This window comes from Nonomuraea sp. NPDC004186 (assembly GCF_053603495.1).
Genome location: NZ_JBSGFQ010000129.1, coordinates 1 through 23,100 on the forward strand (window position 1 = coordinate 1; position 23,100 = coordinate 23,100).

The 23,100-nt window shown below is 72.2% G+C and carries 24 protein-coding genes; 17 read left to right on the forward strand and 7 right to left on the reverse strand.

Annotated features, from left to right (window positions below; genetic code table 11):
* Positions 1 to 27 precede the first annotated feature (27 nt).
* The gene (locus ACWEPL_RS54955; protein ID WP_363974361.1) at positions 28 to 315 is read right to left on the reverse strand and encodes a HesB/IscA family protein; all 288 of its coding nucleotides are present in this window, start codon (positions 313 to 315) and stop codon (positions 28 to 30) included.
* A gap of 123 nt (positions 316 to 438) precedes the next feature.
* Here ACWEPL_RS54955 and fxlM point away from each other — a divergent pair, with 123 nt between their 5' ends.
* Entirely contained in the window at positions 439 to 1,608 is a 1,170-nt protein-coding gene (gene fxlM / locus ACWEPL_RS54960; RefSeq protein WP_452441282.1) for a methyltransferase, FxLD system, read from the forward strand.
* 24 nt (positions 1,609 to 1,632) lie between these two features.
* Here the strand turns inward: fxlM and ACWEPL_RS54965 are convergent, their stop codons facing one another.
* Positions 1,633 to 2,091 carry a pyridoxamine 5'-phosphate oxidase family protein gene (locus tag ACWEPL_RS54965; protein ID WP_355195934.1) on the reverse strand — a complete coding sequence of 153 codons (459 nt, stop codon included), beginning with the start codon at positions 2,089 to 2,091 and terminating at the stop codon, positions 1,633 to 1,635.
* A 147-nt stretch (positions 2,092 to 2,238) separates the two neighbouring features.
* Between ACWEPL_RS54965 and ACWEPL_RS54970 the strand changes: the two genes are divergently transcribed.
* Positions 2,239 to 2,898, forward strand: coding sequence for a DUF4142 domain-containing protein (locus tag ACWEPL_RS54970; protein ID WP_363974356.1), 660 nt, complete (start codon positions 2,239 to 2,241; stop codon positions 2,896 to 2,898).
* Here the strand turns inward: ACWEPL_RS54970 and ACWEPL_RS54975 are convergent.
* Entirely contained in the window at positions 2,886 to 4,586 is a 1,701-nt protein-coding gene (locus ACWEPL_RS54975) for an exo-alpha-sialidase (protein WP_452441283.1), read from the reverse strand. The two genes, ACWEPL_RS54970 and ACWEPL_RS54975, sit on opposite strands and share 13 nt — an antisense overlap.
* Before the next feature lie 363 nt (positions 4,587 to 4,949).
* Between ACWEPL_RS54975 and ACWEPL_RS54980 the strand changes: the two genes are divergently transcribed.
* The 10 genes from ACWEPL_RS54980 to ACWEPL_RS55025 all read left to right on the forward strand — a co-directional run bounded on the left by ACWEPL_RS54980 (position 4,950) and on the right by ACWEPL_RS55025 (position 15,784).
* Positions 4,950 to 5,732: a hypothetical protein gene (locus tag ACWEPL_RS54980; protein ID WP_452441284.1), complete on the forward strand. Its 783-nt coding sequence runs from the start codon at positions 4,950 to 4,952 to the stop codon at positions 5,730 to 5,732.
* Positions 5,733 to 5,801: 69 nt separating this feature from the next.
* Positions 5,802 to 6,047 (forward strand): hypothetical protein, encoded by a 246-nt coding sequence (locus ACWEPL_RS54985; protein ID WP_350727864.1) that lies wholly within the window; start codon positions 5,802 to 5,804, stop codon positions 6,045 to 6,047.
* Between the two features lie 17 nt (positions 6,048 to 6,064).
* Positions 6,065 to 7,465, forward strand: a complete 1,401-nt coding sequence (locus tag ACWEPL_RS54990) for an FAD-binding oxidoreductase (RefSeq protein ID WP_363974347.1) — start codon at positions 6,065 to 6,067, stop codon at positions 7,463 to 7,465.
* 79 nt (positions 7,466 to 7,544) lie between these two features.
* Complete coding sequence (locus ACWEPL_RS54995) at positions 7,545 to 9,113, forward strand: MFS transporter (RefSeq protein WP_350727866.1); 1,569 nt, start codon at positions 7,545 to 7,547, stop codon at positions 9,111 to 9,113.
* Positions 9,114 to 9,139: 26 nt separating this feature from the next.
* A complete protein-coding gene (locus ACWEPL_RS55000) occupies positions 9,140 to 10,261 on the forward strand; it encodes an FAD-dependent monooxygenase (RefSeq protein WP_449892453.1) in 1,122 nt (373 codons plus the stop codon).
* Positions 10,262 to 10,489: 228 nt separating this feature from the next.
* Positions 10,490 to 11,554: a fatty acid desaturase family protein gene (locus tag ACWEPL_RS55005; RefSeq protein ID WP_452441285.1), complete on the forward strand. Its 1,065-nt coding sequence runs from the start codon at positions 10,490 to 10,492 to the stop codon at positions 11,552 to 11,554.
* Between the two features lie 55 nt (positions 11,555 to 11,609).
* Positions 11,610 to 12,092: a cation:proton antiporter regulatory subunit gene (locus tag ACWEPL_RS55010; RefSeq protein ID WP_319713832.1), complete on the forward strand. Its 483-nt coding sequence runs from the start codon at positions 11,610 to 11,612 to the stop codon at positions 12,090 to 12,092.
* Between the two features lie 8 nt (positions 12,093 to 12,100).
* Positions 12,101 to 13,261 (forward strand): cation:proton antiporter, encoded by a 1,161-nt coding sequence (locus ACWEPL_RS55015; RefSeq protein WP_350727869.1) that lies wholly within the window; start codon positions 12,101 to 12,103, stop codon positions 13,259 to 13,261.
* Positions 13,262 to 13,278: 17 nt separating this feature from the next.
* Entirely contained in the window at positions 13,279 to 13,872 is a 594-nt protein-coding gene (locus tag ACWEPL_RS55020; protein ID WP_363974338.1) for a pentapeptide repeat-containing protein, read from the forward strand.
* A 52-nt stretch (positions 13,873 to 13,924) separates the two neighbouring features.
* Positions 13,925 to 15,784, forward strand: a complete 1,860-nt coding sequence (locus ACWEPL_RS55025) for a hypothetical protein (RefSeq protein WP_452441286.1) — start codon at positions 13,925 to 13,927, stop codon at positions 15,782 to 15,784.
* 6 nt (positions 15,785 to 15,790) lie between these two features.
* On the opposite strand, the gene ACWEPL_RS55030 is transcribed toward ACWEPL_RS55025, so the two are convergent.
* Positions 15,791 to 16,645 carry a helix-turn-helix domain-containing protein gene (locus ACWEPL_RS55030; protein WP_452441288.1) on the reverse strand — a complete coding sequence of 285 codons (855 nt, stop codon included), beginning with the start codon at positions 16,643 to 16,645 and terminating at the stop codon, positions 15,791 to 15,793.
* A 113-nt stretch (positions 16,646 to 16,758) separates the two neighbouring features.
* Here ACWEPL_RS55030 and ACWEPL_RS55035 point away from each other — a divergent pair, with 113 nt between their 5' ends.
* Positions 16,759 to 17,343 carry an NADPH-dependent FMN reductase gene (locus ACWEPL_RS55035; RefSeq protein WP_350727873.1) on the forward strand — a complete coding sequence of 195 codons (585 nt, stop codon included), beginning with the start codon at positions 16,759 to 16,761 and terminating at the stop codon, positions 17,341 to 17,343.
* 4 nt (positions 17,344 to 17,347) lie between these two features.
* Here ACWEPL_RS55035 and ACWEPL_RS55040 read toward each other — a convergent pair whose 3' ends face one another.
* The 3 genes from ACWEPL_RS55040 to ACWEPL_RS55050 all read right to left on the reverse strand — a co-directional run bounded on the left by ACWEPL_RS55040 (position 17,348) and on the right by ACWEPL_RS55050 (position 19,574).
* Positions 17,348 to 18,361: a hypothetical protein gene (locus tag ACWEPL_RS55040; RefSeq protein ID WP_452441289.1), complete on the reverse strand. Its 1,014-nt coding sequence runs from the start codon at positions 18,359 to 18,361 to the stop codon at positions 17,348 to 17,350.
* On the reverse strand, positions 18,351 to 18,941 hold the full coding sequence (locus ACWEPL_RS55045) for a copper resistance CopC family protein (RefSeq protein WP_452441290.1): 591 nt from the start codon (positions 18,939 to 18,941) through the stop codon (positions 18,351 to 18,353). Before ACWEPL_RS55045 ends, ACWEPL_RS55040 begins: the two co-directional genes overlap by 11 nt.
* Before the next feature lie 96 nt (positions 18,942 to 19,037).
* Entirely contained in the window at positions 19,038 to 19,574 is a 537-nt protein-coding gene (locus ACWEPL_RS55050) for a hypothetical protein (protein WP_363974326.1), read from the reverse strand.
* A gap of 448 nt (positions 19,575 to 20,022) precedes the next feature.
* On the opposite strand from ACWEPL_RS55050, the gene ACWEPL_RS55055 reads away from it, so the two are divergent.
* From ACWEPL_RS55055 to ACWEPL_RS55070, 4 genes are all read left to right on the forward strand, one after another.
* Positions 20,023 to 20,739: a hypothetical protein gene (locus tag ACWEPL_RS55055; RefSeq protein ID WP_452441291.1), complete on the forward strand. Its 717-nt coding sequence runs from the start codon at positions 20,023 to 20,025 to the stop codon at positions 20,737 to 20,739.
* 112 nt (positions 20,740 to 20,851) lie between these two features.
* Positions 20,852 to 21,496, forward strand: a complete 645-nt coding sequence (locus ACWEPL_RS55060) for a response regulator transcription factor (protein ID WP_364249565.1) — start codon at positions 20,852 to 20,854, stop codon at positions 21,494 to 21,496.
* A 93-nt stretch (positions 21,497 to 21,589) separates the two neighbouring features.
* Positions 21,590 to 22,018: an ATP-binding protein gene (locus ACWEPL_RS55065; protein ID WP_350727879.1), complete on the forward strand. Its 429-nt coding sequence runs from the start codon at positions 21,590 to 21,592 to the stop codon at positions 22,016 to 22,018.
* An 80-nt stretch (positions 22,019 to 22,098) separates the two neighbouring features.
* Complete coding sequence (locus ACWEPL_RS55070; protein ID WP_452441292.1) at positions 22,099 to 23,097, forward strand: PAS domain-containing sensor histidine kinase; 999 nt, start codon at positions 22,099 to 22,101, stop codon at positions 23,095 to 23,097.
* The last annotated feature ends 3 nt before the right edge of the window (positions 23,098 to 23,100 follow it).

The window sequence follows — 23,100 nt, forward strand, 5'->3', positions numbered from 1 at the left end:
GCCGGTGCGGCACGGCGGGCGCCCATGTCACGCCATCTGATCCTTGACCAGGAACGACACGCTTCCCTGGTCGTCGGCTCCGGCGTCCAGTGACTTGTCCTCCAATACGGTGGCGGCCACGGGGTCGAGGTAGACACGCGCCCCCTCGGCCTCGACGACCTCGTCCGCCGGCTCCGGAGAGGTGGCCAGCGTAAGGGTGAGCGAACTCGCGCCTTCTCCCTGAGACGAGATGCGAATCCCGCTCTGGGCAGGCTCGGGCGCGGACGCGGTGAGATCGCGGATCGCCTGGGCAGCGTTGGCAGTCAGGGTGAGCACTACGGCTCCTCCTCACGGTCGACGTTCAGGAGTTGCCTGCCCTTCCCCCAACTCACCGGCTCAACCCTTCTTGACTGTTTCTTTGCTCAGATTTCCTGGAGCTCCCTGTGGAGAATGGGGGCCATGGACTTCGCGGAGCAGAGGCAGGCCATGGTGGCGCACCTGCGGAAACGCCAGGACATCAGCGATCCCGTGGCCGCCGCGCTACTGGCGGTGCCGCGCCACCTCTTCGTGCCCGGTGTCGACCCCGGGGACGCCTACCGTGACGAGCCCATCGTCACCAAACGTGACGACGCGGGCCGGCCGATCAGCTCGTCCTCGCAGCCCGCGATCATGGCCACGATGCTCGACCAGCTCGGCGTGGAGCCGGGCCACCGGGTGCTGGAGATCGGCGCGGGCACCGGCTACAACGCGGCGCTGCTGGCCCGCCTCGCCGGGCCCGCCGGGCACGTGGTGAGCGTCGACATCGACGAGGACATCGTCGCGCGGGCCGGACGGCACCTGTCCGCCGCCGGGGCGGAGCGGGTGGAGGTGGTGTGCGCGGACGGCGTCCAGGGGTTCGCGGAGCGGGCCCCGTACGACCGCGTGATCGCCACGGTCGGCGTGTGGGACCTGGCCCCGGCGTGGCTGGAGCAGCTGGGCGCGGGCGGGCGGCTGGTGGCGCCGCTCGACCTGCGGGGCGTGCAGGTGTCCGTGGCCCTCGAACGCGCCGGCGACCATTGGGCCAGCCGGTCGGTGGCGCCGTGCGGGTTCATGCGGATGCGCGGGGCGTTCGCCGGGCCCGAGGCGATCGTGGTGCTGCGCCAGGATCCCGAGCTCATGCTGGGCCTGCCCGAGTGGCGCGAGATCGGCGACGTGCTGGCCGCGCTCGACGCCGAGCCGGACGAGGTCGCCGTCGACGGGGGCGAGGAGGTGGCGTACGGGCCGGGTGTCACGCTGTGGCTGGCCCTGCGCGACTCCCGGTGCTGCGTCCTGACCGGCAGGCTGGGGCAGGGGTACGGCATGAGCATCGGCCTCGTCGACGGTGACGCCATCGCGCTGCTCGGAGGGCGGGGCGCGCACGTGGCCCGCGGCCGGGGGCCCACCGGCCCCGGTCTGGCGGCCCAGGGCCACGGGCCGGGCGGCGCCGCGCTGGCGGCCGACCTGGCCGGGCACGTGCGGGCGTGGAACGAGGCGGGCCGCCCGGAGACGGGCGACCTGCGCATCCACGCCTATCCCGGGCGCGCCGGCGACGAAGGGGAGGGGGCGGTCATCCCGAAGCGCCACACAACCCTGGTGGTCACCTTCGACTGACCGTCCACCCGCCGTCGTGGGTCTTCAGGCGACCGTCCACCCGCCGTCGCGGATGAGGTCGCGGCCGCGCAGCTCGTTCGCCTCGCGCCAGGCCTGCAGGCGCACCGGCGTGATGCGGAAGTAGTGGTACGACTCGGGCTCCTTGCGCGGGTCGAAGCCCGTCTTCGCCGCGAACGCGTCGCCGACCTCGGCCGGGATCTCGGCTTCGGGGATGGCCTCGGCCGTGCCCTCGACGAGGACGACGTCGCGCACCAGCCCCACGCCCACGCGCAGCCGCCCGGAGGCCAGCAGGTTGCGGGCGGTCCGGCTGGCGCTGGTGGTGGAGATCAGCAGGGTCGCGCCGTCCCACAGGAACGACAACGGCACCAGGTACGGCACCCCGCCCTCGTCCGCCGTGGCCACCCAGGCGTCCACGTCGTTCTCGAGCCGGTCGAGGGTGTCCCGCTTGCGCTGGTGGGGCGTGCGGGGATCTGGCTGGGTCATCCGGACTCCGGTCACATCGGCCTCATGGTCGTCGTCATTATCGTTCGCGCCCGGCTCCGCGCGCCCGGGGGTGGGATGTCGGGTTTTGGGGGAAGGGTTGATTACGCACTGTATTTGAGACGTATCACAATGTCATAGGAAATGCTCATGCGCACACTGTTGCTGGCCGCCGTGGCCCTCGCCGCTCTCGGGGGCTGTGCCGACGTGCCGACGGACACCGCGGGCCTGGTGTCGCGTACCGACACCCAGCCGTCCGAGCAGGACAAGGCCTGGATGCGGGGCATCCACGAGGCCAACCTGGCCGAGGTCCAGGCGGGGCAGCTCGGGGTGGGCAAGGGGAGCACGGCGCGGATCAAGGCGATCGGCAAGATGCTCGTCGTGGACCACACCAAGCTGGACACGCAGGTGACCAACGCGGCCACGCGGCTCCACATCCCGCTGCCCATGTCCCCGAGCGCCGACCAGCGCGCCATGCTGGCCGAGCTGCAGGACTCGCCGCGCGACGAGTTCGACCAGGACTTCACGGCCGCCATGATCAACGCGCACCAGCAGACGCTGGCGGCCACGAAGGTCGAGATCTCCCACGGGACCTCGCCGACGGTGGTGGCGCTGGCCAGGACGGCCGAGCCGGCGCTGGTGGCGCACCTGACCGCCTTGCGGCAGTCCGGGGGCGGCCAGCCCACGCAGACACCCACGGAGTCGCCGACTGGGTCGCCCACTGGGTCGCCCACTGGGTCGCCCACCGAATCGTCCATCGGCACGCCCACGGAGACGACTCCGGGACCGGAGACGCCTCACGGCGAGTAGAGCTCGATCTCGTTGAGCATGCTGCACGTCCGGCCGAGCTCCGGCTCGCAGCCGGAGGTCGGCTCAGTGACGATCTTGATGTGCCGGCCCGTGCGGTCGATCTCCTGGTATCGCATCGCGTAGTCCGTCCGGTCCGTGATCGTGACGACGGGCTCGCCCCAGGAGCGGCCGTCCTCGGAGACGTACACGCGGGCCCCGGCCGGATGGCCCGGGCGCAGGCTGAGTCCGATCCGGGTCAGCGCGTACGGGCGGTCCAGGTGCAGCACGTACCGGCCGCGGCCCCGGGCGACGGCGCTCGACCAGTAGCCGGTGCTGCCGTCGAAGGCCCCGCCGGGACGGCTCCTGGGCCGGCCGGTCCAGCGCATGGTGGTCTCGACGCTCAACCGGCCGCTCCGGCGCATCGCGGCCAGGTCCAGCAGGCCGGGGCCGGGGGGATCGATCGTGAACAGCTGCCGCTTGATCGCGTACCAGCCGTGGTTCTCGAAGCGCCCGTGCGCCGGGCAGGCGGTCTCGTCCAGCAGGCCGTCGCGGCGCACGCCGGGCAGCTTGCAGTTGTCGAACACCTGGATCAGCCGGTGCGGGCCGAGCGCCGCGATCCCGGTGTAGCCGGACGAGCCGTGGACGGGCCAGATGCCGTCGCGGTTGTGGTACGTCACCCGCGGCTCCAGCCACTCCTCGCCGAGCCCGTCGGGGGAGACAGCCAGCCAGTTGTCCGGGCGCCCGGCGCTGAGCACGAGGACGCCGCCCGGCATCAGCAGCAGCCGGGGCGCCACGCCGCGGACCACGCAGTCCTGCCCCGCGAAGCGCAGCTCGCCGACCGGCGACCAGGTGCGCCCGCCGTCGGTGGAGCGGCTCTGGTGCAGCGTGGAGAACCGGCCGCCGTCGCGGCGCAGCACCGCCAGCAGGCTGCCGTCCATCGTCTGCGCGATGCTCGCCTCGTTGTAGACCAGCCCGTCGGACGGCGGCCCGATCACGCCGCGCCGCTCGAACGTCCGGCCGCCGTCCCGGCTGGCGTACAGCTCGGCCTGGTACATCCCCGTGTCGCGGTACTGGGCGTACATCGTGATCAGGATCGTGCCGTCGGCGAGCTGCACCGGCAGCCCGTGCGTGGCCCCGCCGGGCAGCAGCTCGCCGGGCGTGGTCAGCGCCGCCTCCGAGCGCACCCAGCTCTCCCCGTCCTCCAGCGACGACGTGGTGAGCACGCCCAGCGTGCCGGTGTGCGGGCCGGTGACCTGCAGGTAGTACTCGGTGGCGAAGTAGCGGCCGTCGAGCAGCTGGATGGGCGCCTCGCGGAGCGGCGTCAGGTTCGCCGGGCCGAACGCGAGCCCGCCGTCGTCGGAGACCGCGACCGAGTTGGTGAGGGTGACGATCTGGTCCACGTTCGTGGTGAAGGTGCTGATCACCTTCTGCCGGGGAGCCCCGCCGGGGCCCACGACGTCGAGGACCGAGACGTTCGGGAAGCCCGCGAAGTCGAGCCGTTCGGACTCCGTCGGCTCACGGTCGACGGGCGGCGGATTGGGATGAATCCAGTCGGGTGAGGAAGCAGTATCGATCAGGTAAGCCTCGCCCGGGATGGACGGCTGGGAGTGATCCGGTAGCTGGCAGTAACCGGCCGCCGCCTGCGTCGCGTCGGGCGGCGCGGGCAGTCCCGCGGCCACCGACAAGGCCACGACCACGGATCTTGGCACCCACACCGGCTCGCTCCCCGCATCTCTCCCGAACTGACCGAACCGTTCGGACTCTAGATGATCCACGCTCCGTAACACCGGATTCACCTGCGGGAAGTCGCGGGTTCACGGCTGCCGCCGATCGGGCGGCGGGGGACCCATACTGGTTTTGTTAAGTACCAGTTGACAGGAAACCCCTCTCTGACGACGATCGGGACGGCACTATTAAGTGTCAATTTACGTAGGTCGTGGGTCGGGAGGTGGCCCCAGATGAGCATCGAGCCGAGGGCGAGAGTGGCCCCAGAGCGAGTGCTGCCAGGCCCGGTGCCTCTGGCGCCGGAGACAGCCGCCCAGCAACGGGTGGTTCAGCGAATCTGCGCCAGAGTGGCGCCCGCCGGCGTGGACGTCGGCGTCGACGAAGTACCCCCGGGCGGCCTGCAGGTGTGGATCGACACCCCGGTGCCGGTCCCCGCGCCGGAGTCCTGGGTGCTCTACCACCGCATGGCGCGCGAGGTCGCGCTGGTCGGCTGGCACTGCGAGGCCGACGCCGACCGGCTGCTGGTCCTCGGCTGGAGCGCCGCCTGCCTGCACAACCGCGTACGCCTGCTCCAGAGCGGGCTGCGCCGACTGACCGACTTCGAGTCGACCGCGCAGCGGGCCGTACAGCTCGAAGGGCGGCGCCCGGACGAGCCCGCCACGGAGATCGTCGCCACCGTGAACGCCTCGGTCGAACGGCGGCTGCGCTGGCCCGAGCGGCTGGCCGAGCTCGACGGGTTCGAGCGCAGCTCGGGGCTGTCCCACCTGCAGCTGCTCCTCGCCCAGGTCATCGGATTGGAGGCGAAGGTCTCGGCCGCCTGCGCGGAGCACCTCGTCATGGCGCGGGTGCTGGCGCGGGCCGTCTGCGAGCAGTACGCCCGCCACTCAGACCTGTCGCGCGCCCAGCGCGACGTGCTGCTGGAGTCGCGCCGATGGGTGCACGCCAGCTCCATGATCCGAGGCTCGGCCGGCGCCCGGCCGAGCACCGGTGGCACCGCCGGCCGTCCCCACATGGGGCTGGCGGAGCGCCGCATCGCCGCGAGCGTCATCAACCACGGCGTGCCGCGGGCGACCCCCGCGGCCGTCACTCCGGTGGTCGACCACCTCGACCACAGGGAGGGCGCACGCTGACCCAGATCCGCTCAACGGCGAGCGGTCGCCCGGAAAAACCCCATCGAGTCCGGTAGGAGAGCTCCCGTCATGCGAACCCCCCCGCACCTGCCCGCCAGAACCATCCGCGACACCCGGGACACCGACATCCGGCCCCGCCGGCACCCCTACGGCCTGCACGAGGTCCCCGTGCAGTCGGCGCCGCTCGGAACCCTCGACCTCCCCGACACCACCACCGAGCCCGACGAGTACGTCGAGCAGCGGCTGCTCGGCATCAGGGAGATGTCCAACCAGGCCATCGGCTCCATCGACGACCTGCTCCAGCACACCGCGTGAGCCGAAAGAGGAGAGTCATGCAGGACCTAGAGCGACTGGAGCTGAAGTCGCACGACGTCGGGGGTCACCAACCGCGTTCCGTGGCGGGCATCGACGCTCCGCGCAGCCTCGACGAGGTACGCGCGCTCGTACGGCAGTCCATGAGGACCGGCCGCCGCCTCTACCCGATCAGCACCGGCAAGAACTGGGGCATGGGCTCGGCCGTGCCGGTCACCGACGACAACCTGGTCGTCGACCTGAGCGGCATGAACCGCATCCGCGGCCTCGACCTGGAAGCCGGCTTCGCGGTCATCGAACCCGGGGTGACCCAGGCACAGCTCGCCGAGGCGCTGCGCGACACCCCCTGGATGCTGAACGTCACCAACTCCTGCGCCGACACCTCCGTCGTCGGCAACGCCCTGGACCGCGGCGACGGCACCTTCCGCTCCCGGGTGCACGACGTGGCCGGGCTGGAGGCCGTGCTGGCAGACGGCAGCGTGGTCACCACCGGCGGGCTGGACCCGGCGGGGCGCTACCACGGCCGGGTCGCCGGGCCCGACCTGACGCCCGCCTTCGTCCAGCACAACCTGGGCATCGTCACCGCCATGGCCGTCGCCCTCGTACCGCGCCCGCAGACCGTCGGCCTCGTCTACGGCCGCATGCCGCGCTCCCAGGTCGGCGTCGCGCTCGACGCGATGGCCGGATTCCTGCGCCGCGGCAACCCCGCCGACGGGATGTTGCGCGTGCGCGAGCTGGCGCTCGTTCCGAGCCACGGCGACTGGTTCCTGCCCAGGGGCGTCGACCCCGACCTGTTCACCGTCATGGGGCCGCTGCTCGGCAGCGACGCCGCCGTCGAACTGGCCGAGGAGCTGCTGCGCAAGGCGCTCATCGAGGTCGAGGGCGCCGAGTCGCTGCGCGTGGTCGACGCGGCCGAGGTGGGCCCCGACGACCCGCTCTACCCGAGGGCGCTCATGTCCCAGGGCATCCCCACCTGCCTGGGCGTGCGCAACGCCCTCCGCGTCACCTCTTGCGACCAGATCGACGAGGGCCAGACCGGCTTCCTGGCGTTGATGCCGCTGATGCCGACGCACGCCCGCAGGACCGAACACATCCTGGCCGCCCTCCAGACGGCCGTGGACGCGCACACCACCGCGCTCATGGTCGAGTGGAACCTCGTCAGCCGGCACATGGCCAACGGCGTCATCCAGATCTTCTTCGAACGAGGCGCGCCGGACGCCCCCTACCGCGCCCACCAGCTCCGCAACGACGGCAACTGCCTGCTGCGCAGCCACGGGTGCGCCATCTACCGCTCCGACATCGACCACGCCGCCGCCGACGTGTGGTCGGAGACCAGCACCGCCAGCCTGGGCATGCTGCACCGGCTCAAGACCGCCCTCGACCCGGACGGCCTGCTCTCGCCCGGCCGCTACGGCGCATAACCGAACGACCCACCTCCGCCGGTCGCACATCCGGAGTGTGCCGGTCGGCGGAGACCACTCATAGCTTGGAGGTGACCACGTGCGTTCGTCACCAGCGCGGGGGACGAGCACCATCGACCGTCGTCACGCCGTGATGCTGCGGCTGGTCGGTGCGGGTGTCATGTTGACGGTGATGGCCGACACCACGGCCACCACCCTGGCAGTCGGAGTCCTGCGGTACACACCCGCCGGGGCCGGCATGCCGCTGGGTGACCTGGTCTGGCTGACCAGCGCGGCGTTCATCCCGATCGCGGCGCTGCTGGCCACCGCGGGCCGCTGGGCGGACCTGTTCGGCCGCCGACGGGTCCTGGCCGTCGGGCTCGTGGTGTTCGTCCTGGGCGGTGTCGCCACCGTCCTGGTGGACTCCTGGTCGTACGTCCTGGCGGCACGGGCCGTCCAGGGCGCCGGTGCCGCGGCGATGATCCCGGCCAGCCTCGGGCTGCTGCTCGGAGAGCTGCCGGAGTCGCAGCGGCGCGGCGCGATCGCTCTCTGGAGCTCCGCCTCCGGGCTGGGCTGCCTGCTCATGCAGGCGGGTGGCGGCTGGCTGGTCGTCTCCGTCGGCTGGCGGGCCCTGTTCGTCCCTGACGTCGTCATCGGCGTCGCGCTCCTGATCGCCTGCGCCGCGCTTCCGCCGGGTAAGCGCGCCGGCGCCAGGGGCCTGCCGGACGTCCTCGGCGCGTGGCTGCTCGCCGCGGGCATCGCGGTCATCGTGCTGGCCATCTCCAAGGCGATGGCCTGGGGCATGGACGTGGTGTGGCTGGCGCTGGCCGCGCTGGCCCTGCTGGGCGGCGCGTTCGCGCAGGCCAAGCACCACCGCCTGCCCGCGATCGACCTGGCCCTGTGGCGGCGTCCCAGATTCGTCTGGGGCTGGCTCGCGACCTGGGGCTTCGGCGCCCTGTCGTACGGGCTGCTGACCGTGCAGCCGCTGTACCTGCTCCACCTGGGCTACCCCATGCTCGAGGTGGCCATGTGGCTGACACCCACGTCGGTGGCGGTCGTCGTGACGAGCTTCCTGGCCGGGCGGATCGTCAAGCGGGTCGGCGCGTACGGGCTGATCTACGCGGGCTCGCTGCTGTGCGGCGGCGCCTGCGTGCTCGTGCTGACACAGGCCGGGCCCACCGTGTGGGGCCTGATCGCCAGCGTCGTGGTCGGCATCGGCGTCGGCGCGCTCGCGCCGGGCACCTCCGTCGCCACCACCCTGGCCGCCCGCCCCCACCAGTACGCCTCGGCCGTCGGCGCGGCCACCATGGCGCGCATGGTCGGCGGGGCCGTCGGCGTCGCCGTCGTGTCGGTCGTCATCGACCACCCGTTCATGACCGGCCCCTTCGCGGGGCTGGCCGGCGCGCTCGCGATGTGCGTGGCCATCTCCGTGCTGATCGGCGCACTGGCCCTCACCAAGATCACCCGGCTGCGGACCGACCCGGGCGACGTCATGATCAAAGTGCCGCGCCGGATGCTGCTGGAACTGCGCATGACTCTCGCCACCGTGGCGGCGGAGGCCGACGCGTTGCTGCCTGCCGAGACCCGCACACCCCCCACGGACCACATCCCGCGGCCGCGGGCGGCCGAGCCAGGCCCGCTCGCCGGTTCCCGCGGGAACCCGAACTAGTTCAACCATTCGAAAGGGCTCTCGTCATGGCAACCACATCGTGCGACGTAGCGATCGTCGGCGCCGGGCTCGGCGGCTGCTTCCTCGCCTTGCTGCTGCGTCGCCGCGGACAGCGCGTCGTCGTCATCGAACAGGGACCATCGGTCCCCAGCGCGGGCGCGGACTTCCTCAAGCCCCCCGGGCTCCGGGTGCTGGCCCGGCACGGGCTGGCCGACTTGGTCGGACGCCATGGCCTCAGGCGCGACACCATCCGCTACTACCACGACGGCGACCCCATCCAGGAGTGCCGCTTCCCGGAGGGAGGCTTCCTCGTCCGCCCCTACCGGGAGCTGGTCGAGCTCATCTACACGAGCTGCGTCATGGAGGGCGTCGAGTTCTGGTTCGACGCCAGCATCGACGACATCGCGATCGGCGACGGCCGCGTGGAGGAGCTGACGCTCTCGAACGGGCGCAGGCTGCGGGCCGGCGTCGTGATCGGCGCCGACGGCACCAGGTCGGCCGTACGGCAGGCGCTCGACATCGAGCAGCGCACGCTGCCGTACGAGCGGCTGCTGATGCGGGTGGCCACCGTCCCGCTGACCGCCAGCGTCGCCCAGCTCAACCGGCTGTACTTCAGCTCGGAAGGCTGGTTCGCCTACCTCTACCCGATCAACAGGGACCAGGCCAGGGTGTTCGTCGGCCTGCCCCCCGAGGACGACAAGGAGATCTTCCAGGACGGCATCCCCGCGCTGCTCGACGCGCTGAAGAAGTTCGTCACCGACAGCTCGGACGCCTTCAACGTCCTCCAGCCCGCGACCTGGCAGCGGATCAAGGTCTCCTCGATGCGGGTGGCGGAGTACCACAGGGGCAACGCGGCGCTGCTGGGCTCGGCCGCGTTCGCCTGCCACCCCATGACCGGGATGGGCATGAGCTACACGCTGCACGACGCCGAGCTCCTGGCCGACGTGATCTGCGCGGCCGGCGGCGACGCGGACCTGCTCGATCGGCTGCTGTCCGCCCGCTACGAGCCCCGCAGGGACGCCCACAGGCAGCTGATCGACTACGGGGACGCCCTGGCCGCGACCTTCCACGACCGGGCCGCCTACCTCGCGGCCTTCCGCCCGGACCTGCACATCTACGGCGACGCCGCGGCCCTGCAGCCGATCTGAGCCGGTGTCCCCGCCGCCCGCCATTCCCCACCAGAGGTGAGGTCGTCCAGTGCCACGCTGAGTGCGATGGACCGGCCCTGTCCCCAGGCGGCGGGGGCGCCCACCGGGCGCCCCCATGGTAGGGCGGGCACTACCAAGAGAACGGGTGACAGCGGGGGTCCGCCGGACCCCCGTCTCTCGCGATGCTGATGAGTGATCACATACGACTCGTCAGCATCGGAGAGAAACGTGGGGACTGTGGGGACCGCCGCCGTTCGGCGCGGCAGCGACTTCGCGAGACTGTCACGCCGCATCGCCGAGGCGGGGCTGCTGGACAAGCGGCCAGGCTATTACGCGGCCAGGATCGGCATGGTGTCCGGGCTTTTCGCGGGGAGCTGGGCGCTGTTCGCCATGGTCGGGGACTCCTGGTGGCAGATCCCGGTCGCGGTGCTGCTGGCCGTGGCCTTCGCGCAGGTGACGCTCCTGGCCCACGACCTGGCGCACGGGCAGATCTCCCGGTCGCGGCGCATCAGCAGGATCGCCGGGCTGCTGGTGGGCAACCTGGCCGTCGGGCTCAGCTACGGCTGGTGGATGGACAAGCACACGCGCCACCACGCCAACCCCAACCATGAGGAGCACGACCCCGACGTCGCGCCCGACAGCCTGATCTGGTCGCAGAAGCAGGCCGAGGAGGCGCGCGGGATACCCCGGTTCATCGGGCGCTGGCAGGCGTTCCTGTTCTTCCCGCTGCTCACCCTCGAAGGCGTGAACCTGAAGGTGTCGAGCTTCCGCGCGCTGCGCCGCCCCTCGCTCAAGAACAGAGGGCTCGAAGGGCTGCTGCTGAGCGCGCACGTGCTCGCCTACCTGGGGGCGGTCTTCCTGGTGCTGCCCTTCGGCACGGCGCTGGTGTTCGTGATCGTGCACCAGGCCTGCTACGGCGTCTACCTCGGCTGCACGTTCGCGCCCAACCACAAGGGCATGCCGGTCCTGACCGCCGAGGACGAGCTGGACTTCCTCCGCCGCCAGGTCCTGACCTCCCGGAACGTACGCGGCGGGCGCCTGGTCAACACCGCGCTCGGCGGCCTGAACTACCAGATCGAGCACCACCTGTTCCCCAGCATGCCGACCGCGAACCTGCGCAAGGCGCAGCCCATCGTCCGCGAGTACTGCGAGCGGCTCGGCGTCGACTATCTCGAATGCGGCCTGTTCGCGTCGTGGGGCCAGGCCCTGCGGCACCTGCACGAGGTCGGACGCCCGCTACGCGAGGCGGCATCGAGGGCGGCCGGGCCCGCCTCTGCGGAGCAGAGGCCATAAGCAGGTGTTGGTAGGGTTTAGTCGCAAATAGGCGGATCTGAGCGGGTGGGGATAGGTGGAGGTCGAACAGACAGCGCTGCCGGGAATCGGGCTACGACACGACTTCACCACCCGCAAAGGACAGCGGGTCGGCGTCGTGTCCCATCGCACCGGTCGCCGGGACCTGGTGATCTACGACGCGGACGATCCCGACGCCGTCTGCCACGTGGTCAAGCTCAACGACGAGGAGGCCGACGCCCTGGCCGAGCTCCTCGGCGCCCCCCGCATCGTGCAGCGGCTCAACCAGCTGCACGAGCAGGTCGAGGGCCTGGTCAGCGTGCAGCTGCCCGTCCCGGACGGCTCCCCCTACGCCGGGCGCCCCATGGGTGACGCCCGGGTGCGCACCCGTACCAGCGCCTCCATCGTGGCCGTCGTGCGCAGCGGGCGGGTCTTCGCCAGCCCCGGCCCCGACTTCGTGTTCGCCGCGGGCGACGTCGTGGTCGTCGTGGGCAGCGAGGACACCACCGCCGAGGTGGCCGGCATCCTGGCGGACGGGTAGGGCCGCGGGTGCACCACACCGCGGTCCTCTTTCTCGAGTTCGGTGCCATTGTCCTCGCCCTGGGAATCCTGGGCGCCCTCGCGCTGCGCGTGGGCATCTCGCCCATCCCGCTCTACCTGATCGCCGGCCTGGCGTTCGGGACCGGCGGGGTGCTGCCGCTGGCGACCAGCGACGACTTCGTCTCCGTCGGCGCGGAGCTGGGCGTCGTCCTGCTGCTGCTGACGCTCGGCCTGGAGTACAACGCCGACGAGCTGGTCACCAGCCTGACCGGCAACGTCCGCGCGGGCATCGTCGACCTGGTGCTGAACGCCGCCCCCGGCGCGATCTGCGCATTACTGCTGGGCTGGGGCCCGGTCGCGGCCGTGGCCATGGCGGGCGTCACGTACGCCACCTCCTCCGGCATCACCGCCAAGGTGCTGTCCGATCTGGGATGGATCGGTAACCGGGAGACGCCGACGGTGCTGTCGCTGCTGGTCTTCGAAGACCTGACGATGGCCGTCTACCTGCCGATCCTGACGACCATCCTGGCCGGGCTGAGCCTGGCCAGCGGGGCGGTCGCGGTGGGCGTCGCGCTGCTGACCGTGAGCGCGGTGCTGGTGGTGGCGCTCAAGTTCGGGCGCTTCATCGAGGCGTTCGTGGCCAGCCCCAACAACGAGGTGCTGCTGCTCAAGGTGGTCGGGCTCGCCCTGCTCGTGGCCGGGCTCGCCCAGCAGCTGAACGTGTCGGCGGCGGTCGGCGCGTTCCTGGTCGGCATCGCACTGTCCGGCGAGCTCGCCGAGGACGCGCAGGCGCTGCTGGCGCCGCTGCGCGACCTGTTCGCGGCGGTGTTCTTCGTCTTCTTCGGCCTCCAGACCGATCCGGCGAAGATCCTTCCCGTGGCGGGGCTGGCCGCGCTGCTCGCGGTGGTCAGCATGATCACCAAGCTGCTGACCGGCGCGTACGCGGCCAGGCGGGCGGGCATCGGCAAGGCGGGTCAGGCGCGGGCGGGCATCGCGCTCATCCCGCGCGGCGAGTTCAACATCGTCATCGCGGGCCTGGCGGTGGGCGCGGGCGCCCACCCCGACCTGGGCGCGCTGGCGGCGGCGTACGTCCTCATCCTGGCGGCCTTCGGGCCCCTGGCGGCCAAGCTCGTGCAACCTCTCATCACCTCCATCGCCAAGCGGTCCTGATCCGCTAGTTTGTTCGCATGACCCAGCCCACCGAGAAGACGATCTGGTCCACCGACTGGGACAGCCTGGAGATCTCCGGCGAGAGCCATCGCCGGGTGCTGTTCCAGGACGTGGACATGACCGAGCTGGTCGATCACGGCTCCTCCTTCGAGGAGTGCCACTTCAGCAACGTGCGCTTCAACGTGTCGGTCCACGACGACGCCCGCTTCGTCAACTGCACGTTCACGCGGTGCTCGTTCTTCGACGCGACGTTCGACGGGTGCAAGCTGACCGGCAGCGTGTTCGACGGGTGCACGTACGGGCTGCTCAAGGTCGAGGGCGGTGACTGGTCGTACGTCGGCCTCGCCGGCGCCGACCTGCGGGGCAGCGTCTTCCGCGGCACCCGGCTGCGGGAGGCCGACCTGTCGGGCGTCCGGCTGGAGGGCGCCGAGCTGCGGCGGGCCGACCTGTCGGGCGCGTCGCTGCGCGGCGCCGACCTGACGCGGTGCGACCTGCGCGGCAGCGACCTGAGCACGCTCGACCCGCTCACCGTCACGCTCAAGAACGCGATCATCGACCCGTTCCAGGCGACGGTCGTGGCCGGCGCGCTGGGGCTCGACGTACGCGAGTAGGCGGCCACCGAGATCGGCTGCGGATACCGGGCGGGCAACGCAGTATGGCCGTGTGAAAATCACCGATCTCCTCCCGGCCGAGCGGGCCGTGGCCGAAGCCGTGCCCCACGGCAGGGAAGTCGACCTGCGCTCGGGCGACCTCGACCCGGCCGTTCGCGCGCAGGCCCTGGCCGAGCTGCTCCTCGGCGAGCACGGCGGGCCCAAGCCCGCGCTGCGCCTCATCGGCGCCCGGATCACCGGCCTGCTCCACCTGGCCTTCGCCGAGATCGGCTTCCCGATCACCCTCGAGCAGTGCGCGTTCGACGAGGCGCCCGACCTGTACCAGGCGCGCACCCGGTTCCTCAGCCTGAGCGGCTCCACGCTGCCCGGCCTGATCGCCTCGAACATCCAGGTGGACGGCAACCTGCGCCTGGCCGGCTGCCACGTCACCGGCGAGCTGCGCCTGTCCGGCGCGCGCGTCAGCGGCAACCTCAACCTCAACCGCGCCCACCTGGACAACCCGGGCGGGGTCGTCGTCAACGGCGAGCACCTCGACGTCGGGGGCAACCTGCGGGCCCAGGACGGCTTCAGCAGCCACGGCGAGATCTTCCTCACGGCCGCGCGGATCGGCGCCGCCGTGAACCTCGACGACGCCCGCCTGCACGCGCCCGGCGGCATGGCCCTCGAGGCGTCCAACCTGACCGCCCAGGTGGGCCTGCTCGCCCGGAGGATGACCGTCGACGGGGAGATCTGCGTGCGCTCCGCCCGCGTCGGAGGGCCGATCACGCTGCGCGGCTCGCGCCTGCGCAACCCCGGCGGCATCGCCGTGCGCGGCGGCGGGCTCAACGCCGAGGGCGGCCTGTTCCTGTCACTGGTCGATGCCGAGGGCCAGGTACGCCTGGGGAGCGCCGCCGTCGCCCGCTCGCTCAACCTCGACGGCGCCACCCTGCGCAACCCGGGCGGCGTGGCCCTGGCCGGCGACGGCCTCACGGTGGACGGCGCCCTGCACGCCCGCGACGGGATGACCGTGGAGGGCGAGATCAGCCTGCTCGACGCCTCCGTCACCGGCCCCGCCCACTTCGAGGGCGCCAGGCTGGCCAATCCAGGCGGCTCGGCCCTGACCGCCAACGGCATCACGGTCGGCAAGGTGCTCAACCTGTGCAGCGGCTTCTCAGCCCAGGGCCGGGTCCGCCTGACCAACGCGCAGGTCGGCAGCCGCCTGTGCTTCGACGACGCCACGCTGGAGGCCCCCGGCGAGGTGGCGCTCAAATGCTGGCGGGTGGAGGCGCGCGAGCTGGCCCTGCGCACCGCCGCGCCCGTCCGGGGCACGGTGGAGCTGCGCCACGCGCGCATCGGCGTCCTGCGCGACGACCCCGGCGTCTGGCCGGACGCGATGCGCATGGACGGGCTCGCGTACGAGGTGCTCGACCCCATGCTGCCCGCCGCCGGACGGCTCGGCTGGCTGCGCAGGGATCCCGAGGGCTACCTGCCGAACGCGTACGAGCAGCTCGCCGCGATGTACCGGCGGCTGGGGAGCGACGCCGACGCCCGCGACACGCTCCTGGCCGGCCAGCGGCGGCGGCGCGCCACCCTCCCGTGGTACGCCGGGCTCTGGGGCCACCTGCAGGACGTCACCGTCGGGTACGGCTTCCGCCCCTTACGCGCGGCCACCTGGCTGCTGGCGCTCCTGGCCGTGGGCACGATCGTGTTCGGCCTGGCCGAGCCGCCGCCGCTGAAGCCGGGGGAGGCGCCGCCGTTCCACGCGCTCGTCTACACGCTGGACCTGCTGCTGCCGATCGTCGACTTCGGGCAGGAGAAGGCGTTCAACCCGCTCGGCGGGACGCAGTGGCTCGCGTACGGGCTGATCGCCGCCGGCTGGGTGCTGGCCACCACGATCGCCGCGGGCCTGACCAGGTCGCTGCGCCGCGCGTAGGGGCGGTCAGCCGCTGACGGCGCGCAGGGCGCCCGGAAGGCGGCCGGTCAGGCGGTCGAGCGCGGCCGAGGTGGCGGCGTCGGCCGGCAGGTAGACGACCACCCGCTGGTCGTCGTAGGAGAGCTCGAGCTGCTCGCGCTTGAGCCGCAGCTCCCCGGCCAGCGGATGCGCCAGCCGCTCCACCGGGGCCGGCAGCGGCGGGGCGGGCCGGGCCGGCCGTCCGCTGAACGCCTCGCCCGCCGCGAAGGACAGCTCCGCGACCAGCTCCTGCGCGAACGGGTCGGCCTTGGTCGCCGCCAGCTTGAGCGCGGCCGCGTGCTCGTCGGCCACGCGGTCCCACTCGGGGTAGGCGGCCCTGGCCCGCGCGTCGGCGAAGACGTACCTGACCATGTTGGGCGGATCGCCGTCGAGCAGCCCGACCGGGCCGTACAGCCGCTCGAACCCCGTCGTGCGGGCGAGCACCTCGCCCACCCGGTTGAGCAGCACGGCGGGCGCGGGCTCCAGCCGGTCGAGCACCGCCCGCACCGTCGGGCGCACCGTGCGGGCCGGGGCCTCGGCCGCGGCCGGGCACAGCCGCACGTCGCCGCTGGCCACCTTGGCCAGCTGACGCACGTGGACACGCTCCTCGTGGGTCAGCCGCAGCGCGTCGGCCAGCGTGATGAGCACCTGCGTGGACGGGTTGCGGTCGCGGCCCTGCTCCAGCCTGGTCAGGTATTCGACGCTCACCCCCGCCAGGGTGGCCAGCTCGGACCTGCGCAGCCCCGGCGTGCGCCGCCGCGGGCCGCCGGGCAGCCCGACGTCCTCGGGCTTGACGGCCTCCCTGCGGGAGCGCAGGAACGCCCCCAGTTCGTTGTCATCCACGGGCCACGAGTGTAGGCCCGGTGACCGGCCCGTAGCGTGGCCCCGCGAGGGCCAGTCTCAGCGCGGTCTCCCTCGCCCGCCCGGTGTCCACGAGCCTGGGACGCATGGAGAACATGACATTGGCAGTGATCACCGGCAGCGTTCGCGAAGGGCGGTTCGGCCCCAGGATCACGGAGTGGCTCACGGAGCGGGCGCGCACGCACGGGCTGTTCGACCTCGACGTGATCGACCTGGCGCAGACGCCGCTGCCCGCGGTGATGCCCGCCACCCCCGAGGAGCTGGCCGACGTGGAGTCCCGCCCGGAGGACCTCAGGCGGCTGGCCGCGAGGCTGGCGGCGGCGGACGCGTTCGCCGTGGTGACGCCGGAGTACAACCACAGTTTCCCGGCCTCGCTCAAGAGCGCCATCGACTGGCACTTCACGGCGTGGATGGCCAAGCCGGTCGCGCTCGTCTCCTACGGCGGGTACGGCGGCGGGGTGCGGGCGGCCGAGCACCTGCGGCCGGTCTTCGCCGAGGTGCACGCCGTGACGATCCGCAACACGATCAGCTTCGACCAGCACTGGAGCCGGTTCGGCCCCGACGGCGAGCTGCTGGACCCGGAGGGGCCCGACGTCGCCGCCAAGGCGCTGCTCGACCAGCTCGGCTGGTGGAGCGGGGTGCTGCGGGACGCCCGCCGGACCACCCCCTACGTGGCCTGAGGCCCTAACACAGGGCCATCGCCGTCTGCCACACGCCGGGCAGCGCCGCCAGGACCAGGTCTCCCTTGCGGCGCCGGTCCCGGCGCGTCTCCGCCCCCAGGTCGGCCAGCAGGTCGCGGAAGCCGTCCTCGTATCCGTGCTCGTCCGCCTGTTCACCCGCCTGCTCACCCGCCAGGGCCCGCTTGGCCAGGCAACGCGCGTAGGTGGCCACCAGCCAGAAGATCGCCTCCCGGTGCAGGCCGCGCCCGATGAGCTCGCGGGTGCCGTCGATGGCGATGGGCCGCGCGGCCGGGGTGATGTCCGAGTCGAACGGGTAGGAGGGGACGCGGACGGCCGCCGTGGCGTCGAACACCTTCTCCAGCACGGCCAGGTGCCGCTCGACCCGGGCCGCGCTCAGGTGCGCGGCGCCCAGGAGTTCGAGCAGGCTCTCGTGGAAGTCCAGCCGCCCGTGCTCGGCGAGCAGCTCGCCCACGTCCACGTAGCGGCGCCGGATCGTGGGGTTGCGCAGCGCCGCCACCAGCAGCACGTGGGTGGTCACCCCGGTGCCGAACAGCCACGAGTTGACCTGGTCGGGCAGGGGAGCCCGCTCGTCGATGCCGTTGATGAACCCGCGCACCCGGTCCATGGCGTTGGTGCACCGGGCCAGGATCCACGGCCGCTCGGCGAAGTCGCGCGAGACCACCCGCTGGATCTCGGTCAGCCGCCCGGACGGGTCGGCCAGCACGCAGGGGAGGTGGAAGCTGCCGGCCAGGTGGTAGTCGCTCAGCACCTCGTGCGTGGAGCCCAGCTCGGAGACGGAGGAGACCTCCAGCAGGACCCCTCGGTAGGCGAACTTGCCCAGGCGGACGGGCTGGTCCGCGATCACGATGACGTCCACGTCCGAGGTCGCGGCCAGCTCGGCGGCCGGGTCGGCCCACAGGGCCGACCCGGTCAGGAAGGCCCCGTCGAAGCCCGGTAGCGCGGCGCCTTCCTCCAGCACCCACTGCCGAGCGATCTGTCTGGCTTCCTCAATCCGCATCCACTTCCTCCCGATCTGGGCCGCGGCGCGCGGTCCGGATCAGAACGAACGCGCCCAGCACGACAAGCACCACCAGCCCGCCCCAGATCCAGCCGGGAACCCCCGCGGAGGCCGCGGGCCGCTCGCCGGCCGCCGCGGCGGACCCGACCGCCCGGGGCGGCGTGCTCGCCGTCGGCCCCCCGCCGATGGACGAGGGCGAAGCCGATGAAGAAGGTGATCCTTTCACGCTGAAGGGGATTTCGCCCTCAATGGGATGCCCGTCGGACGAAACCACCCGCCACGCGATGACGTACGGGCCCGGGGGGAGCGGCTGCGGGACGTCGGTGAGCACCTTCGGCCCCTCGAGCACCGGCTTGCCGAGCGGGACCTCCTCGCCCGCCGCGTCGTGCAGCACGACGAACGGGAACTTCACGCTCGCGCTGTATTCGAGCTCGATCTCGTCGACCGAGCCGACCTGGGAGTTCTTGGCAGGCGAGCTGCTCTTGAGCGCGTCGTGCGCGAACGCCGGCGACGCGGGGAATATCAGGACGAGGGCGCACGCGAGTGCCGCCCCGATGATGTGTCGTGGCAGGAACGCCATGATGGGTCTCCAGAACGATCTCCCGGACGCGCGCGTGGCGCCGTCCGGACACAGGCAAGGGTACGCGCCCCGCCGGGCGCGCCAAGGACTCGTGCGTCAGCCGAAGTGCCTCGGCCCCTGGGGTGGGCCTCGCCTGAGGATCGCGCCGGAAACGGTCCTTCCCGCGTACGCGGTCAGGTACGGGGTGACCGGCCGCCACGAGGGCCGCGCGGTCCCGGCCGGGACGGCGGCGGCGGGCAGCGGGACGATCAGCCGCGGCGCGCCGTACAGGCGGATCATGAGCCACAGCGCGCGCTCGCCCCGGTGCAGCCACCAGGCCGTCAGCCCCGCCATCGTCAGATGGACCAGCGCCATGCCGGGCGCGGGATGCCCGTGCGCCGGACCGGCCTCGGCCGCGGGCGTGAGCCGCTCGAAGAGCTGGTGCAGCAGCATCTGGGTGCCCACGGTCGCCACCAGCACCGCCACGGCGCCGCGCTCGCGCCCGTCGATCAGGTACGCCAGCCCGAGCGCGGCCAGCACCCCGGCCAGGTAGACCTCGAACGGCACCAGACCGCCGCCCGCCAGCGCGTGCCCGCCCGCCGACACCGCGCCGCAGACCGTCGCGAACACGACGGCCCGCACAAGACGCAGCACTGACGACGCGCAGGACACAGCCGACATTCTCCAGGAAGGTCGGGAGAAATTCTCAGATTTCCACGGGGAATTACCCTTTTGGCCGGTCCGGGCGGCCCCGCGATCGGCGTCGTAGCAGGTCATCCGGCCCATATCCGACTCTCCGGACACAGGCTCGGCGACGCCGGAACGCCGCGATGTTCGTTTGTGAAAGGGACGACCCGCTATTGACACTTTTTCACCGGCGCTTTCCCAGCATGGGATATTCGCCTGCGGCGTGGCGTTGAAGAGCGCCTCGCCGCAACTGTAACCATCGTACCGATCTTGTCGGCCCGTCCGGCGGGCGGCAGAGGCCGGATCCCGGCCTGACGCATTCCGAAAGGTACGGTACATGTCCACTCCCAATTCACGGACAATTGCCCCAGTCAATTCCGCTTGGCCCAAGGCGCGTCACGCGATGAGATGGGCAGTGAGCGGTTCTCTTTCGATGGTCCTGGTCGCCGCCCTGGTGCCGGCGGCGAGAGCGGACGACGACGACGACCGCGCCGACCGCACCGCGGACACCGCGGAAACCGCGGACGCCGCTGCGGACACCGCCGCGGCCGCGGACACCGCGGACACCGACGACCGCCGTCGCCGCCGCCACCGCCATCGCCACTTCCCCCTCATCCACGGTGACCGATGCAGTCCGCACCTCTTCTTCAAGGTGCACACGCTCTCTCCGCGGAATTTCTTCCTGCCCCGCAGCAACTTCGTCGACGGGCCCGGCGGCACGGTCACGGCGTCGGTCACCCGGGAGCACGAGGTCCGCGCGTTCCTGGAGACCGAGAACGAGAGGCGGAAGGCCGTCTCCACGACTGAACCGCTCACCCGCGTGGAACCGATCACCACCCAAGAAGTGGTGCGCGAGATACGCAGGATGGGGCTGCCGCACCTCGAAGAGCGTCACATGGTCTTCACCGGCCACGAATACAGCCGGGAGATCACCAAGGGGATGTACGGCCATCTGTGGTACCGCGTCTTCGGCTACCGCATCGGCTGGTCGGCCTGGCAGGTGATGGGCACGTGCCGCGACGTCAGGGTCGCCAGCGGATTCGCCAACATCCCCGCCAGGGTCGAGGGCTGGCGCTACTGGGAGACCAAGTATCCGACCTTCAAGCACCGCCGTCTGCCCTGGAAGCCGTGAGCGTACGGCGCCGTTGGCCACGGGCGCGCGGGCCGTGGGACACTGCTCGTGGCGCCGGGCCGGCGTGCGCCCCGCGCGGGCGCGGAAACCGCGGACAGAGGCAGCGGCAGACATGGCGACTCCCCCTTCGATCCGGGTGGTTCTCGTGGAGGATCACGCCATGGTCGCCGAGGCCATCGGGCTGGCGCTGGCGCGGGTGCCCGACATCGAGGTGGTGGCCCAGACCGGCAGCGTCGCCGGGGCGGTGGCCGAGACCGGCAGGTGCCAGCCGGACGTCGTCGTGCTCGACCGGCGCCTGCCCGACGGCGACGGGATCGCGGCCATCGGGCGGCTGGTGGCGGCGGCGCCCAAGGCGCGGGTGCTGGTGCTGACCGGCGAGGCGACCGTCTCCGTGGCGGCCCGCGCGGTGGCGGCCGGGGGCGCCGGGCTGGTGGTGAAGTCGTCCCGGCTGGGGGAGCTGGAATCGGCGGTGCGGGAGGTGGCGGCCGGCGGGGTGGTGTTCGCGCCCGGGCTGCTGCCCGGAGTGCTCGACCGGCTGACCGGGCGCGCGGGGCTCCTGGGGTCCGCGCTGACGGCTCGCGAGCGGGAGACGCTGCTGCTCCTGGCCGACGGCATGGGCGCGCGCGAGATCGGCGAACGGCTCGGCGTGGCCCGCAACACGGCGCGCAACCATGTCCAGCACGTGCTGGAGAAGCTGGGCGCCCGGACCAAGCTGGAGGCGGTCGCGCTGGCCCGCAGGGAAGGGCTGCTCGACTGACGCATGTGCACCATCTCGCGTCCCACAGGTGTACCAGGCAGCCTGGCACGGATGCGTCTCGTGATCGGATAATGGCTACCCGAAAGTAGAGGGGTGGTCAGCGAGAAGGCCTGGCAGTACCAGGTGGACACGCCCCTGCCGAAGGAGATGGACAGCATCACGGCGGCGCGCCGGATCGTCCGCCGAGCCCTGGCGGAGTGCGGCTACCAGGGCTACCACGAGGACGTCCTCCTCGTGGTGTCCGAGCTGGTGACCAACGCGCTCGTGCACGGCGACGGCCCGCCGTCCCTGAGGATGCGGGGCAGCGCGGCGCAGGTGCGGGTCGAGGTGGGCGACGCCGGGGAGCGGCTGCCCGAGCCCCGCGAACCCGGTCCGTCGAACGGCTGGGGCCTGCACGTCGTCCGGCTCCTGTCCACCGGCTGGGGGACCACGCCCGTCGACGGGGAGAAGGGCGGAAAGGTGGTGTGGTGCGAACTGGCGCCCCGCCTCGCCCCCCTCCAGGCCCGCGCTTACGACTCCTGAACCTGCCGGGAGGGTTTGGGTCATCGGGCCACGTCGTGAAAAGCTGCGGTATGGCCGTGGATAATCCTCCACAAGCGGATATGGAGCTGCTCGTCCAGAGCATCCGCGATTACGCCATCTTCATGCTCGATCCCCGCGGCAGGATCGTGAGCTGGAACGCCGGGGCCCAGCGCATCAAGGGCTACACGGCCGAGGAGATCATCGGCACCCACTTCTCCGTCTTCTACCCGCCCGAGGACGTCGCGGCCGGCAAGCCGTTCACGGGGCTGGAGGTGGCCGCCGCCGACGGCCGCTGGGAGGAGGAGGGGTGGCGGGTCCGCAGGGACGGCACCAGGTTCTGGGCCAGCGTGGTCATCACCGCCCTGCGTGACGGGCGCGGCGAGCTGCGGGGGTTCGGCAAGGTGACGCGTGACCTGACCGAGCGGCGCAGCATGGCCAGGGCGCTGGACGAGCGCGGCCTCCTGCTCGGCCACCTGGTCCAGGCCCAGGAGCGGGAGCGCCGCCGCATCGCCTCCGACGTGCACGACGACACCATCCAGTCCATGGTCGCCGTCGGGATGCGGCTGCGGGCGATGGAGGAGGGTCTGCCCGAGGAGCACGCGGCCGACGTGCGCGCGCTCGGCGACGCCGTCGAGGCCGCCGTGGGGCGCCTGCGCGACCTGGCCTTCCGGTTACGCCTGCCCGGTGAGGGGCTGGCGGAGGGGCTCGCCTCGTACCTGGAGCGGGAGATGGCGGGGGTGGCGTACGAGTTGATGAACCGCCTGGACGGCGAGCCGCCCGCGGAGGCCGCGATCACCGTCTTCCGCATCTGCCAGGAGGCCCTCACGAACGTCCGCAAGCACGCCGGAGCCGCCGCCGTCGCCGTGGAGCTGGCCTGGCTCGACGGGGGCGTCCACGTCCGCGTGCGCGACGACGGGGTCGGGATCACCCGCCAGGAGGGCCAGGACGGCCACTTCGGGCTGATCGAGATGCGCGAGCGGGCCGAGACGGCCGGCGGCTGGTGGAGCATCCGCGGCGCGCCCGGCGCGGGCACGACGGTGGACTTCTGGGTGCCGGCCGTCGCGCGCCGCCCGTCATGATCC